Annotated in this window: 10 protein-coding genes and 1 tRNA gene; 4 read left to right on the forward strand and 7 right to left on the reverse strand. The window is 58.2% G+C overall.

All coding sequences use genetic code 11. The features are described 5' to 3' along the window. Nucleotides 1–840 precede the first annotated feature (840 nt). Together M5B97_RS09865 and M5B97_RS09870 are read right to left on the reverse strand one after the other, a co-directional pair. A complete protein-coding gene (locus M5B97_RS09865) occupies nt 841–2,208 on the reverse strand; it encodes a GAF domain-containing sensor histidine kinase (RefSeq protein WP_248731377.1) in 1,368 nt (455 codons plus the stop codon). A gap of 184 nt (nt 2,209–2,392) precedes the next feature. Next, nucleotides 2,393–2,482 (reverse strand) — tRNA-Ser (locus M5B97_RS09870). A gap of 335 nt (nt 2,483–2,817) precedes the next feature. Here M5B97_RS09870 and M5B97_RS09875 point away from each other — a divergent pair. The 3 genes from M5B97_RS09875 (at nt 2,818) to M5B97_RS09885 (ending at nt 5,558) form a co-directional block, all read left to right on the forward strand. Beyond that, nucleotides 2,818–3,510, forward strand: coding sequence for a crotonase/enoyl-CoA hydratase family protein (locus M5B97_RS09875; RefSeq protein ID WP_248731378.1), 693 nt, complete (start codon nt 2,818–2,820; stop codon nt 3,508–3,510). 212 nt (nt 3,511–3,722) lie between these two features. Further along, the gene (locus M5B97_RS09880) at nt 3,723–4,445 is read left to right on the forward strand and encodes a 1-acylglycerol-3-phosphate O-acyltransferase (RefSeq protein WP_248731379.1); all 723 of its coding nucleotides are present in this window, start codon (nt 3,723–3,725) and stop codon (nt 4,443–4,445) included. A gap of 141 nt (nt 4,446–4,586) precedes the next feature. After that, nucleotides 4,587–5,558 (forward strand): magnesium and cobalt transport protein CorA, encoded by a 972-nt coding sequence (locus M5B97_RS09885; protein WP_123714278.1) that lies wholly within the window; start codon nt 4,587–4,589, stop codon nt 5,556–5,558. On the opposite strand, the gene M5B97_RS09890 is transcribed toward M5B97_RS09885, so the two are convergent. The 3 genes from M5B97_RS09890 to M5B97_RS09900 all read right to left on the reverse strand — a co-directional run bounded on the left by M5B97_RS09890 (nt 5,555) and on the right by M5B97_RS09900 (nt 9,741). Then, nucleotides 5,555–6,280, reverse strand: a complete 726-nt coding sequence (locus M5B97_RS09890) for an amidotransferase (protein ID WP_134657066.1) — start codon at nt 6,278–6,280, stop codon at nt 5,555–5,557. The two genes, M5B97_RS09885 and M5B97_RS09890, sit on opposite strands and share 4 nt — an antisense overlap. A 94-nt stretch (nt 6,281–6,374) precedes the next feature. Continuing rightward, nucleotides 6,375–8,519 (reverse strand): 3-hydroxyacyl-CoA dehydrogenase NAD-binding domain-containing protein, encoded by a 2,145-nt coding sequence (locus M5B97_RS09895; protein ID WP_248731380.1) that lies wholly within the window; start codon nt 8,517–8,519, stop codon nt 6,375–6,377. Between the two features lie 16 nt (nt 8,520–8,535). Beyond that, on the reverse strand, nt 8,536–9,741 hold the full coding sequence (locus M5B97_RS09900) for an acetyl-CoA C-acetyltransferase (protein ID WP_248731381.1): 1,206 nt from the start codon (nt 9,739–9,741) through the stop codon (nt 8,536–8,538). 642 nt (nt 9,742–10,383) lie between these two features. On the opposite strand from M5B97_RS09900, the gene M5B97_RS09905 reads away from it, so the two are divergent. Next, entirely contained in the window at nt 10,384–11,190 is an 807-nt protein-coding gene (locus tag M5B97_RS09905) for a cytochrome c (RefSeq protein WP_248731382.1), read from the forward strand. A gap of 135 nt (nt 11,191–11,325) precedes the next feature. On the opposite strand, the gene M5B97_RS09910 is transcribed toward M5B97_RS09905, so the two are convergent. Both M5B97_RS09910 and M5B97_RS09915 read right to left on the reverse strand, forming a co-directional pair. After that, nucleotides 11,326–12,129 (reverse strand): transglutaminase family protein, encoded by an 804-nt coding sequence (locus tag M5B97_RS09910; RefSeq protein WP_123714273.1) that lies wholly within the window; start codon nt 12,127–12,129, stop codon nt 11,326–11,328. After that, the gene (locus M5B97_RS09915) at nt 12,126–13,076 is read right to left on the reverse strand and encodes an alpha-E domain-containing protein (RefSeq protein ID WP_123714272.1); all 951 of its coding nucleotides are present in this window, start codon (nt 13,074–13,076) and stop codon (nt 12,126–12,128) included. Before M5B97_RS09915 ends, M5B97_RS09910 begins: the two co-directional genes overlap by 4 nt. Nucleotide 13,077 lies beyond the last annotated feature (1 nt).

Below are 13,077 nucleotides of genomic sequence, written 5' to 3' on the forward strand. Positions count from 1 at the left end.
ACGGGCATCGCCATGGGCAAGATGCACGGCTTTGAGTGGAACCCGGCGGTGCCGCATCCATGCGCATTTTCCGGATGTGCATCATTGGCATAGGCATTGAGGGTAGGTTTTCACGGAATTATCAAGGCCGCTTCATGGCCGCCCTGAAAACACAGTTCGTTTAAGCGTGGTCGCCCCTGTGACCTTTACGCTCGTACTCCGAGCCCTTGCACGCCAATCCCAAATGCTTGGGAGTCAAGGCAGAGTCCTACACTCCGTTCAGAAACATCAGCCTCCCTCCTTGAAAATCGCCCAACCTATAGTCGCCCGGTCGCTCGCATGGCGATCGGGTTTGGCGACTCGACAATAATCGACAGAGACGTCCTGGCCTATTTGCGAGATGCCTCTGTACGCAATGAGCTGCTCAACGGTAGCTGTGCGCGGGAGACCTTCGGGTCTGCCGGTTTTCCGATTGTCCCGGTTCGCCAACCTGCGCACAGCTGCCACCCTTTTTGTTTGGCGACAAATGTGTGGTTGCTACCCTCGGGCAACCGGAGTTTCACCCATCCATGAGCCAGTATATGGCTCTTGCCCCCGCCCTTTTTGTAGATACGGCTGCACCTCTGTGGCGTAGTTCTCAGCGCGCTCAATGCAACCCAAATGCTTCTCCACGCGTTGGCGCGCTAGCGTAGGAAGATTGATGCCGTGCAATTGCGTAGCCGCCAATGGGGCGCCTCCTTTCCGAATGGGTTTCAATGCGTAAAACCACTGTAGGGGGTGGTGGTTTCCACCGGCACAAAAAAAGCCCCCACGCCTAGCTTAGGTGCGGGGACCTTTTGAACATAAGCGGTGTTATTAGAATTAGAGATGGGCTGATATGTGCTCACCTACCTCTAACTGGGCAGGAAAGCGTGCGACGAAACAAGTGCCAGTTTCAACGTTAGATACCACACTCAAACGCCCGCTGTGTGCTGCCGCGATCTCAGAAGCGATGTATAGCCCAAGCCCTAATCCTTCTCCCCTGGCCGCAATTTCAGAGCGAGTGAAGGGGTGAAATAATAAGGGTATCAACGCTTCGCTAATTGGCGGCCCCAGATTCGCAACAGATATAACAATTTCAGGCCCTTCTGAGAATGCTACAACCGTTATGGGTGCAGAGAGCGAACCATGGCTAATAGCGTTAACTACAAGATTCGAAAGCATCTGGTTGATACGTAAAACGTCACAGTAGACTCCGGCAGGAATGTCTAACGAGGTAACTAAATTGGCGCTGGGATGTGAAAGCTTAATTTCATCAAGCGTCATCTCTAACGTGTATTTCAAATCATCTACAAGTGTGCGTCGCACCGGTATACCGCCACCCAGTCTTCCCCTGGACATGTCAAGAACGTTCTCGATCAGCATGCCCATTTTCACTGAGCTGGTGCGTATTGCAGAGATCAGCCTTAAAAGGCTCACATCGCTCGTTTTGCTCTGTAACAAATCTGCGCTCATCCGAATAGCGCTCAAAGGAACTCGCAGATCGTGGCCCAATACTGCAACAAACTGCTCGTGCAATTTTTTATCAGTCTGAGCGTGTGTCAGTTCTAATTTCGATTCTTCCAACAAGCGCTGAACATCAAGGCTCGCTGCGATTAGCTTCGCGAACGAGGATAAAGTTTGCGTGATCGCCGGGTCATCAAGATCTGCAGGTATAGAATCAATAGCGCAAAGCGTTCCAAAAAACTCACCATTCGACGTGATAATTGGAATCGAGACGTAGCTCTCTAGACCATAAGTCCGGGGCGTATGATGTTGAGACCAAATCGTATGTGCACTAGCTCTCCCGAAAATGACAGGTTTTCTGTGCTGCCTAATCTCATGGCAAATCGTAGAGTCAAGCACTAGCTCTCCACCTGGCATTAAACCGAAGTCGATAGAGTCGTCTACTGCGCAAGCGATCCATTTTTTGTCTGTGACCCTGGCAACGGCCGAAAACCGCATGCCGGTGAGATTTTTAACCATGCTCAGGATCATGGGTACGGCTTCAATGCGCTGGATTGCTACCACTGAGGACATGTGTTCTGCGTGGATCATAAAGCCGCCCGTATACCAAGGTCCGAGTTGACGCGCTGCCCTGTTGTGCAGCGACGACGTGTAGCAAGGGTTTAAACGAATGCCAGCTATACGTGATGCGTTGATTTTATTCTTGCGGGTAGCGCTTCCCTTGCGTTTTTGAACGCCGGTCACAACCAATGGCCTGGTCTTCGCTTACCAAGTTATCTCGATGATAGCCCGCATCCGGCAGACACAGACTTTGCACCAGAAGGAAGCGCCCGTCCCATGCTGGTCCCATGGCGCTATTTTTTGAACGTAAAAAACCACAAACCCCCGACTTTCTCTAGGAAAATCAGGGGTTTGCGTTTACTTAATGTGGCGGTGAAGGAGAGATTCGAACTCTCGATACAATTTCTTGTATACACACTTTCCAGGCGTGCTCCTTAAGCCACTCGGACACTTCACCGTATCTCGGCAAACCAGTTCAGTCTGTCGAGGCGCGCTAATGTAGTCGAAAGCCTTTCTGATGGCAAAGGTTTTTTTCAGAATTTTCATGCGGTTAGACGGTTATGTCAGTACCCGCCCGGTCAGGGCGGTGATTCTGCCATTCTTGGGCATGGGTAACGTGAGCCTGGGACAGCCGATGCACCCTGCTCCGGGGCGTCTACCCTTGGGTGTGGAGCAAAAGTCTGACTGGGTAGTCAGTCACGACGCTTTACCGGGGCGGGCGTGGTGGGTAACGTCTGCGCACGCATTTCTATGAATAGTCTCTCTATAACAAATCCTACAAGGAACCGCGTCATGAGTGAGTTGATTGCCTACCACCTCGAAGACGGTATCGCGACCCTGACCTTGAGCAACGGCAAGGTGAATGCCATTTCTCCGGCGGTGGTCAGTGAGTTTAATGCGGCGCTGGATCAGGCCGAGAAAGACCGGGCCGTGGTGGTGATCACCGGGACGCCGGGGATGCTATCAGGTGGTTATGATTTGAAGGTGATGACTGCCGGCCCCAAAGAGGCGATCAGCCTGGTGACGTCCGGCTCGACGTTAGCGCGTCGCCTGCTGTCCCATCCGTTCCCGGTCATCGTCGCTTGCTCAGGGCATGCGGTGGCCAAGGGCGCTTTCCTGCTGTTGTCGGCGGATTATCGGATTGGTGTGGAAGGCCCGTTCAGCATCGGCCTGAACGAAGTGGCGATCGGCATGACCATGCACCACGCCGGGATCGAGCTGGCCCGGGATCGTCTGCGCAAGTCGGCCTTTCACCGTTCGGTGATCAATGCCGAAATGTTTGATCCGCAAGGTGCGTTGGCTGCCGGCTTCCTGGACAAGGTTGTCGCCCCCGAAGAATTGCAAGCGGCGACCCTGGAGGCGGCGCGTCAGTTGAAGAAGATCAATATGAACGCGCACAAACACACCAAGTTGAAAGTGCGCAAAGAGCTGCTGGAAGCGTTGGACGACGCCATCATCCAGGATCAGGGCCATATCCTGAACTAAGTCCTTACAACTGCGGCACCAAAGCCCGACCTTGAGTCGGGCTTTTTCTTGCAAACAAATCAGAATCGTCTCTAGCCGCTCTAATCGGGCGGTATCAGCACATATTGAAACATGTGCTCAAACATCGCCTATCTCCTACGTCTGTAGGGGCAATTGCCGAATACAGTGCACATCCGTACACTGCGCCACCTTTGTCCCGATAGGCCGTGTCGATGCTATTTCTGTTACGTATGTTGTTGATGGGCCTGCACTTTATAGTCGCCGGCGTGTTGGGCGTGGCGCTGGGTATTTGCCGACCGTTCAACCCGGACAACAGCCGCCTGTGCGCTCGCCTGTACGCCCTGCCCGCCATGTGGATCCTGCGCCTGAACGTGAAGGCGGATGTCGACTCGTTGCGCAACAAGCCCGGCACGTGCGTGATCATCGCTAACCACCAGTCCAACTATGACCTGTTTGTGTTCGGCACCGTGGTGCCGCACCGCACGGTGTGCATCGCCAAGAAGAGCCTGAAATGGGTGCCGCTGTTCGGCCAGTTGTTCTGGCTGGCGGGCAATGTATTGATCGACCGAGGCAACGCACATAAGGCGCGCCGTGCGATGCTCACCACCACCCATACATTGCAGCATGAGAACACGTCGATCTGGGTGTTCCCGGAAGGCACCCGCAACCTGGGCAAAGGTCTGTTGCCATTCAAAAAAGGCGCATTCCATATGGCGATTGCGGCCGGAGTGCCTATCGTGCAGGTGTGCGTGAGCAATTACGTCACGCATATGCAGCTCAATCGCTGGAACAGCGGCGATGTGCTCATACGTTCGTTGCCGCCGATTCCTACGATTGGGCTGACTTCGGATGACATCCCTCAGTTGATGCAGGCTTGCCAGAAGCAAATGGATGAATGCATCGCGCAGATGGATCGTGAGCTGCAGGCTGCTTGAACACCGCCTGGGGGCGCTTCGCACCCCAGCGCGAGCAAGCTCGCTCACCACAAAAAGCTCGTCGCAATGACCGCTACGAAGGAACGTCATTCAGGCTAAGCTGCCCAACATCTGTCATCCCAATAAGAAGCGATCAGCACCATGGGTAGAGTTGTTGCGGCCGCCGTCTACAGCGCCGGTAAAAAAGTCACCGATATCACCCTCGACGAAGGCGCGGCCTGGGCCGCCAAACCCGACCACTTTGTATGGATCGGCCTTGAAGAACCCAACGCTCAGGAGCTGGCCAATCTGCAACGCCAGTTCAACCTGCATGAACTGGCCATCGAAGATGCCCTGGAAAAACACAGCCGCCCGAAGCTGGAAACCTTCGGCGATGCGCTGTTTATCGTCACTTATTCACCCGTGCGCGAAAACGGCAAGCTGCTGTTTATCGAAACCCATATCTTCGCCGGCAACGGCTACATCATTACCGCCCGCAATGGTCATTCGGCATCCTACGGCTATGTACGCCAGCGTTGTGAGGCACGGCCACTGTTGCTGGAGCATGGGGAAGATTTCGTACTCTATGCACTGCTGGATTTCGTCACCGAGAATTACCAACCGGTGAGCGAAGCGATCCATGCCGAGATCGATGAGCTGGAACGCAACGTACTGTGCAGTTCGCTGAGTGAGCGTGATATCCAGAATTTGCATGGCTTGCGCCGCGACGTGCTGCGGCTCAAGCGCTACGTCGCCCCGATGGTGGAGATCAGCCAGGAGTTGCAGAAGCTGAGCTTCCCGTTTATCGACAAGAACATGCGCCCGTATTTCCGCGACGTGCAGATCCACGTGACACGCCAAATGGAAGACCTCACCACCTTGCGCGATATCGCCAGCCAGACCATCGAGATCGGTGTGTTGCTGGAGGCCTCGCGTCAAAGCGTAGTGCAACGCAAGTTCGCCGCGTGGGCAGCGATCCTCGCGTTCCCCACGGCGGTGGCGGGGATTTATGGGATGAACTTCCAGAATATGCCCGAGCTGCAATGGCACTACGGCTATTTTGCAGTGCTCGGGTTTATCGCGGTGGGCTGTACAGGTTTGTGGGCCAGCTTCAAGCGTTCGGGCTGGCTTTAAACCTTGGCCTCGGATTTGTGCGCCACAAAACGCATCATCCATTCCGCCACGGTGACGCCGTGGTGGTCGCGTTCCAGGCTGGCGACGCCATGGGTGTAGACCTTCTCACCCAAGGTTGTCTGAAGAATCTCCAGCAGCTCGCGGGAATAGTCATGGACGAATTCCGGGTGCCCCTGGAAGCACAGCACCTGATCGCCAATGTGATACGCCGCAAACGGGCAAAACGCGCTGGACGCAATGACCGTGGCGTTTTCCGGCAGCGTGGTCACTTGGTCCTGGTGGCTGATCAATAGCGTCAACTCTTCCACTTCAGGGCTCATCCACGGCGCCTTGGCATCGAGCTTGTAGTCGTGGATGCCCATGCCCCAGCCCTGCCCGGCGCGCTCGGTCTTGCCGCCAAGCAGCAGCGCCAGCAACTGGTGACCGAAGCAGATACCCAGCAGCTTGTCGCCACGCTCGTAACGTTCGAGCAGGTAGGTCTTGAGGGTCTGGATCCAAGGGTCGGTACCGAAGGAGTCGGCCTTGCTGCCAGTGACCAGGTAGGCATCAAATACTTCATCTTCCGGCGGGTATTCGCCCTGCACGACGTTGTAGATGACAAATTCGGCGGCAATCGGCTGCTTGGAGAACAGGCGCTTGAACATCTGCCCGTACCCTTGGTATTGATCGATCAAGCCTGGACGCAGGATATCGGTTTCCAGGATACAGACGCGTAGCGACATAAAAAATACCTGACACGGTGATGGGAATAATGCACACCCCAGAGCCTGCCTTGAAACCCCTCCACAAGGCAAGCCCCGCACATGCCCAAAACCGTCAGAAGGTCGCGTTCCGTGCCGCTTTCTCCAACAATAACGCCGGCGGCAGGAACCGCTCCCCATATTGCTCCGCCAGGTAGCGCGCCCGGGCGATGAAGTCGTTCAACCCGTACTGGTTGATAAATTGCAACGCACCGCCACTCCACGCGGCAAAGCCAATGCCGAAGATCGAACCCACGTTGGCATCCGCCGTGTACATCAACACCCCCTCTTCCACGCAGCGCACGGTTTCGATGGCCTGGATAAACAGCAGGCGGTCACGCACATCCTGCGGCGAAATCTGTTTGCCGGGCTGTTCGAATCGGGCCTTCAGTTCGGGCCACAGGTGCTTCTGTCCACTGGCCGGATAGTCATAGAAGCCGCCACCCGCCGCCTTGCCGGCGCGTTTGTACTCATTCACCAGCAGCTCGATCACCCGCGTCGCCGGATGCGTCGGCACGTCCTTACCTTCCGCCTGCAGGTCCTTGGCCGTCTGCTGTCGGATTTGGCTCATCAAACTGAGCGACACTTCATCGGACACCGCCAACGGCCCCACCGGCATGCCGGCCTTGCGCGCTTCGGTCTCGATCATCGGCGCGGCCACGCCTTCACCGAGCATAGCAATGCCTTCGTTGGTGAAAGTGCCGAACACCCGCGAGGTGAAGAACCCGCGGCTATCGTTGACCACGATCGGGGTTTTCTTGATTTGCAGTACGAAGTCAAAACCTCTGGCCAGGGTTTCGTCGCTGGTTTGCGCGCCCTTGATGATTTCCACCAACGGCATCTTGTCCACCGGGCTGAAGAAATGCAGGCCGAGGAACTTGCCTGGATCGGCTACGGCCTTGGCCAGGCCGCTGATGGGCAAGGTCGAGGTATTAGAGGCGATCACCGCCTCGGCGCCAACCACGCTTTGGGCAGCCGCCGAAACCTGAGCCTTGAGCTCGCGGTTTTCAAATACGGCTTCGATGATCAGGTCGCAACCGGCCAAGTCGGCATCAAGGGCCGTAGGATGAATGCGCGCCAGGGTGGCGTCGCGCTGTTCGGCGGTCAATTGCCCACGACCGACCTTCTTATCCAACAGCGTGGCCGAGTGAGCCTTGCCTTTTTCGGCGGCGGCGATATTGATGTCCTTGAGCACCACGTCGATGCCCGCACAGGCACTGACATACGCGATACCCGCGCCCATCATCCCGGCGCCGAGCACACCGACTTTGCGCGTCACGTAAGGCGCATACCCTTGGGGTCGCGAGCTGCCGGCATTGATTTCGTTGAGCTGGAACCAGAAGGTGCCGATCATGTTTTTCGCCACCTGGCCGGTGACCAGCTCGGTGAAGTAGCGGGTTTCGATCAGGTGTGCGGTGTCGAAATCTACCTGTGCGCCTTCCACGGCGGCGCACAGGATCTTCTCCGGCGCCGGAAAGCAGCCGTGGGTTTTGCTGCGCAACATCGACGGCGCAATCGCCAGCATCTGCGCCACCTTGGGGTTCGACGGCGTCCCCCCGGGGATTTGATACGCCTTGTTGTCCCAAGGCTGCCTGGCCTCGGGGTTGGCGAGAATCCAGGCGCGGGATTTGGCCAGCAGTTCATCGCGGTTCACGGCCAGTTCATTGATCAAGCCGGCTTGCAGCGCCTGCTGCGGCCGTACTTTTTTGCCTTCCAGCAAATACGGCAGGGCCTTTTCCAGCCCCAGCATACGTACCATGCGCACGACCCCGCCGCCGCCTGGCAACAGGCCCAGAGTGACTTCCGGCAAACCGAGTTGAGTGGATTTATCTTCCAGCGCGACGCGGTAATGGCAAGCCAGGCAGATCTCCCAGCCACCGCCCAGGGCCGCGCCATTGATCGCGGCCACCACCGGTTTGCCGAGGGTTTCCAGGCGGCGCAACTGCGCCTTGAGCACCCGCACACCGTCGTAGAATGCCTTGGCGTGGAGCTTGTCGACCTTGATCAACTCATTGAGGTCGCCACCGGCAAAAAACGTTTTCTTGGCCGAGGTGATGATCACACCGGCAATGCTGTCCTTCTCCGCTTCCAGGCGCGTGACGGTGGCCGCCATGGCCTCGCGGTACGCGGCGTTCATGGTGTTGGCAGTCTGGCCAGGCATGTCGAGGGTCAGTACCACAATCTGGTCCTGGCCTTTTTCGTAACGAATAGCGTCAGTCATGACAGTTTCCTTCGGCTCAGAGGCGTTCGATGATGGTAGCGATGCCCATGCCACCGCCGACACACAGGGTGGCCAGGCCATAGCGCTGCCGGCGCACCTCCAGCTCGTCGAGCAGGGTGCCGAGGATCGCGCAGCCGGTGGCGCCCAACGGGTGGCCCATGGCGATGGAGCCGCCGTTGACATTGACCCGTGCGGCGTCGATGCGCATGTCCTTGATGAACTTGAGCACCACCGAAGCGAAGGCTTCGTTGACCTCGAACAAATCGATGTCTTCTACGCGCAACCCGGCTTTGGCCAGTGCCTTACGCGTGGCCGGCGCCGGACCGGTGAGCATGATGGTCGGGTCGGTGCTGGTGACCGCCGTCGCGACGATGCGAGCTCGCGGCTGCAGCCCCAGTTCGCGGCCCTTGGCCTCGGAGCCGATCAACATCAACGCAGCACCGTCGACAATCCCGGAGCTGTTGCCCGGCGTGTGTACATGGTTGATGCGCTCCACATGGCTGTAGACCCGCAACGCGGTGGCATCGAAGCCCATCTGCCCCATCATTTCGAAGCTGGGCTTGAGTTTACCCAGGCCGTCGAGCGTGGAATCGCCGCGGATGAATTCGTCATGGTCCAGCAGCACGATGCCATTCTGGTCCTGCACCGGGATCAGGGATTTGCTGAAGGAACCGTCTGCACGCGCCCTGGCCGCTTTCTGCTGGGACTGCAGGGCGAAGGTATCGACATCCTCGCGACTGAAGCCTTCCAGGGTGGCGATCAAATCGGCACCAATGCCCTGGGGCGTGAAATGACTGTGCATATTGGTGTGCGGGTCGAGTACCCAGGCCCCGCCATCGCTACCCATAGGCACCCGCGACATGGACTCGACGCCGCCGACCACCACCAGGTCCTCGAAGCCTGAGCGCACTTTCATCGCGCCAAGGTTCACCGCTTCCAGGCCCGAGGCGCAAAAGCGGTTGACCTGTACGCCTGCGACGCTGACATCCCAATCCGCTACCAGCGCGGCCGTCTTGGCGATGTCGGCGCCCTGATCGCCCACCGGGGTCACGCAGCCGAGGACGATATCATCCACCTGCTGCGTATCGAGGTCGCCGCGTTGCGCCAGTGCGGTGAGCAAACCGGCCACCAGGTTCACCGGCTTGATGCTGTGCAAGGCGCCATCGGCCTTGCCTTTGCCGCGGGGCGTACGTATTGCGTCAAAGATCAAAGCTTGGGTCATGACATCCTCGAACCGCTGTGCGTGTGCTCCTACCTTAGGCCCGATTGACACGGTTTCAATGACGGATGCGCTCATTGCTTTTGACACCCTCGCTCGGACGAACGGTAGGCAGCTAAGCGAAACCGCTGATTAATCGTTTTAGCTGTCTAGCCCTAGGGCTGGCGCCAAGATGGCGAATAGCCTCATGCCGTTTTTAGCTCAAAAGCTGATGAGGTGATATGAAATGGATCTAAGCCGCGCAGAACAGGGGCTCTAAGGTTGAATCTGTAAGAGGCTGCTGCCGGGTTTTGCTGGAGCAGCTGTAAGAAAAGCGACACGTCATTTCGTCATAGTGAAATTCAACGGCACGCATTTGACGCTCAGGAATAACAACAAAAGGCAGTCAGCCATGTTCAAACAATCGAAAGTACGCCAGGCGGGACTCATTCTTTTCGCCACCACACTGATTCTGATCTTGCCCAATCTGACCAAGATTATCGGGTGACGGCTTAACACTCACATTCGGTGCACACAGCATCAGGCCTGCAGTTTTGGCAGCACCTGTCGGGACATTGCGAATAGCGGCCCTGTGCAGGCGCTGCCGTTTTGCGTGCCAATTTCCGTTATCGTGAGTGCCATTGCCATTCATATCGGGCCCTTCTCTTGAAAACGATCCTCGCCCTGCTCATCGCGTTACTGACTCTGCCTGTTTCTGCCGCGCAATTGACCATCGAACTGGAGCACACCACCAAGACCTGGCAGACCGCCGACTTGCTCAAGCGGCCGGATATACAAACGGTGCAGATCGTCGATGACGTTTCCTACAAGCGCACTATGACCTATCGCGCAGTGCCACTCGCCGCCCTGCTCCCGGGGCTGAAACCGGATAGCCACCTGCAAGCCGTCGCCCTCGATGGCTTCGCCGCCGAACTGGCTGCCGCGCCGCTGCTGCAAAACCACGGCGCCCGCGCCTGGCTGGCGGTGGAGGATCCCGCCCACCCATGGCCGGCGCTGGCGGAAGGTAAACCGAGCGCAGGGCCGTTTTATCTGGTGTGGACCGACCCGCAAGTCGGCCATATCAGCCCTGAGCAGTGGCCGTTCCAGATCTCCGGGATCAAGCAACTGAAGACAGTCGCCGAACGGTTTCCAGCCTTGCTGCCCGACCCGAAGCTGGCGACGAATGACCCCATCAACCAAGGCTTTGCGTTGTTCCAGAAAAACTGCCTGGCCTGTCATCGCCTCAATGGCGCCGGCGATGCGCAAATGGGACCGGATCTGAATATTCCCTACAACCCCACCGAATATTTCAGCGGGGATTTCCTCAAGCGTTATATCCGCGATCCTCAGAGCCTGCGCCATTGGCCACAGGCGAAGATGCCGGCGTTTACGGCCAGTGTGTTGCCCGATACCGAACTGGATTTGCTGGTGGGGTATTTGAGGCATATGGCGGGGCGTAAACAACAACCCTGATCGTCGCGGCGAACTCCCTCACCCTATAGAGGGAGGCTTGCGCCACGATAGCAGCGTGTCAGTCAGGCATTTTCAGCTGACGCACCGCTATCGGGAGCAAGCCCCTTCCCGCCTTCGACCGCATCTGTTTTCCGATCATTGCTGATGGACGGAGATGACCGGGGTCTGGGCCACGTAGACTTTGGCATGCATCTGCTCATGCCCGCCGCCCCGGCGCATGCCGCGTACCGGGCAGGCATCCAGGTAATCCAGGCCCACGGCCAGTTTCAAATGCCGCTCCGGTCGCGCCAGTTGGTTGGTCACGTCAAAGCTGTACCAGGCGTCATCCAGCCAGGCTTCAGCCCAAGCGTGGCTGGCCAGGTGCGTACTGTCTTCGGTGTACAGGTACCCCGACACATAACGCGCCGGGATCCCCAGGCTACGTGCACAGGCCAGGAACGCGTGAGTGTGGTCCTGGCATACGCCCGCCTGCCCGGCAAAAGCCTCGGCGGCGCTGGTGTCGATGGCGGTTACGCCAGGCGTGTAGACCATCGTCTGGTTGAGCGCGTGCATCAGGTCGATCAATGCGCTGCGGTCACGACGTTGCCGGCAGTGCTGCTCGGCAAAGCTGCGCAACGCCTCGTCAGGCTCGGTCAGGCGCGTGCTGCGCAGGAATGGGAAGGCCGACTGGCTCTCGTGTTCAGCCTCGCGTAACTCATCGATGTCCACCTGGCCACGGGCGCCGATGATGATAGCGTCGTGGGGTTCGTCCAGGGTCAATACATGCAGGATATTGCCGAACGGGTCGATCTGCGCCCGCACCGGCCGTGGCAGGTCGAGCTTCCAGCTGATGACGTGCTGGCGCTCGCTGTCGTGGGGCGTAAGCCGCAGGTACTGGATGCTGGCGCGCACCTGGTCTTCATAGTGGTAGGTGGTTTCGTGGCTGAGAGAGAGTCTCATGCGGCCTCCAGGTAGGAACTGTAGATGGCGTCGCCCAGCTGGCGGACCAGAGGGATAAAGTCGGTCAGCCAGGCGTGCAGGCCTTCCTCAAGGATTTCGTCGATGGCGGTAAAGCGCAGGCGTGCGTCCATTTCGGCGGCCAGGCGCTGGGCCGGGCGGCCGTTGAGGCCGGGCAGGCTGGCAAGGATCTGGTCGATCTCCTCGCTGCAGGCGCGCAGCGAGCGTGGGACATCAGCGCGCAACAGCAGCAGCTCAGCCACTTGCCGGGCACCAGGCGCGTCGCGATAGATCTCGGTGTAGGCCTCGAACGACGATAACGCGCGCAACAAGGCGCTCCACTGATAGTAGGCGTGGGCTGTGCCGTCGGTGACGGCGGCGGCCTGGTCGCCGGCCATTTCATAACGTGCGTCCAGCAGGCGCAAGGTGTTGTCGGCGCGCTCGATGAAGGTGCCCAGGCGGATAAAACGAAAGGCGTCGTTACGCATGATGGTGCCATAGGTCGCGCCCCGGAACAGGTGCGAGCGCTCCTTGACCCACTCGCAAAACCGGCTCATGCCGTAATGGCTCAAGCCTTGTTGGGCAATGTCACGGATGTCCAGCCAAGTGGCGTTAATGTTTTCCCACATATCGGCGGTAATTCGCCCACGCACCGCATGGGCGCTGGCCCGCGCTGAGCCGAGACAGCTGTAGATGCTGGCCGGGTTGGCTGCATCCAGCGCAAAGAAGTGCAGCAGGCGTTCGGCATGCAATTCACCGTGGCGCTCACGGTAATCATCCAGGGTGCCGGTGATCAGCAACGGCATGGCCAGTTCATGCAGACCGTCACCGTGCCCGTCTTGCGGCATCAGGGACAGCGAATAACTGACATCAAGCATGCGCGCGAGGTTTTCCGCGCGCTCCAGGTAGCGCGACATCCAGTACAAATCCGAGGCAGTTCTACTCAACATG

The organism is Pseudomonas sp. MWU13-2517, assembly GCF_023242545.1.
In the GTDB taxonomy this organism is placed as follows: Bacteria; Pseudomonadota; Gammaproteobacteria; order Pseudomonadales; family Pseudomonadaceae; genus Aquipseudomonas.

What these genes read in the sequence shown, in the direction of transcription:
- M5B97_RS09875 (WP_248731378.1), top strand. Translation starts at nt 2,818, where the DNA reads ATGAGTGAGTTGATTGCCTACCACCTCGAAGACGGTATCGCGACCCTG.
- M5B97_RS09880 (WP_248731379.1), top strand. Translation starts at nt 3,723, where the DNA reads ATGCTATTTCTGTTACGTATGTTGTTGATGGGCCTGCACTTTATAGTC.
- M5B97_RS09885 (WP_123714278.1), top strand. Translation starts at nt 4,587, where the DNA reads ATGGGTAGAGTTGTTGCGGCCGCCGTCTACAGCGCCGGTAAAAAAGTC.
- M5B97_RS09890 (WP_134657066.1), bottom strand. Translation starts at nt 6,280, where the DNA reads ATGTCGCTACGCGTCTGTATCCTGGAAACCGATATCCTGCGTCCAGGC.
- M5B97_RS09895 (WP_248731380.1), bottom strand. Translation starts at nt 8,519, where the DNA reads ATGACTGACGCTATTCGTTACGAAAAAGGCCAGGACCAGATTGTGGTA.
- M5B97_RS09900 (WP_248731381.1), bottom strand. Translation starts at nt 9,741, where the DNA reads ATGACCCAAGCTTTGATCTTTGACGCAATACGTACGCCCCGCGGCAAA.
- M5B97_RS09910 (WP_123714273.1), bottom strand. Translation starts at nt 12,129, where the DNA reads ATGAGACTCTCTCTCAGCCACGAAACCACCTACCACTATGAAGACCAG.
- M5B97_RS09915 (WP_123714272.1), bottom strand. Translation starts at nt 13,076, where the DNA reads ATGTTGAGTAGAACTGCCTCGGATTTGTACTGGATGTCGCGCTACCTG.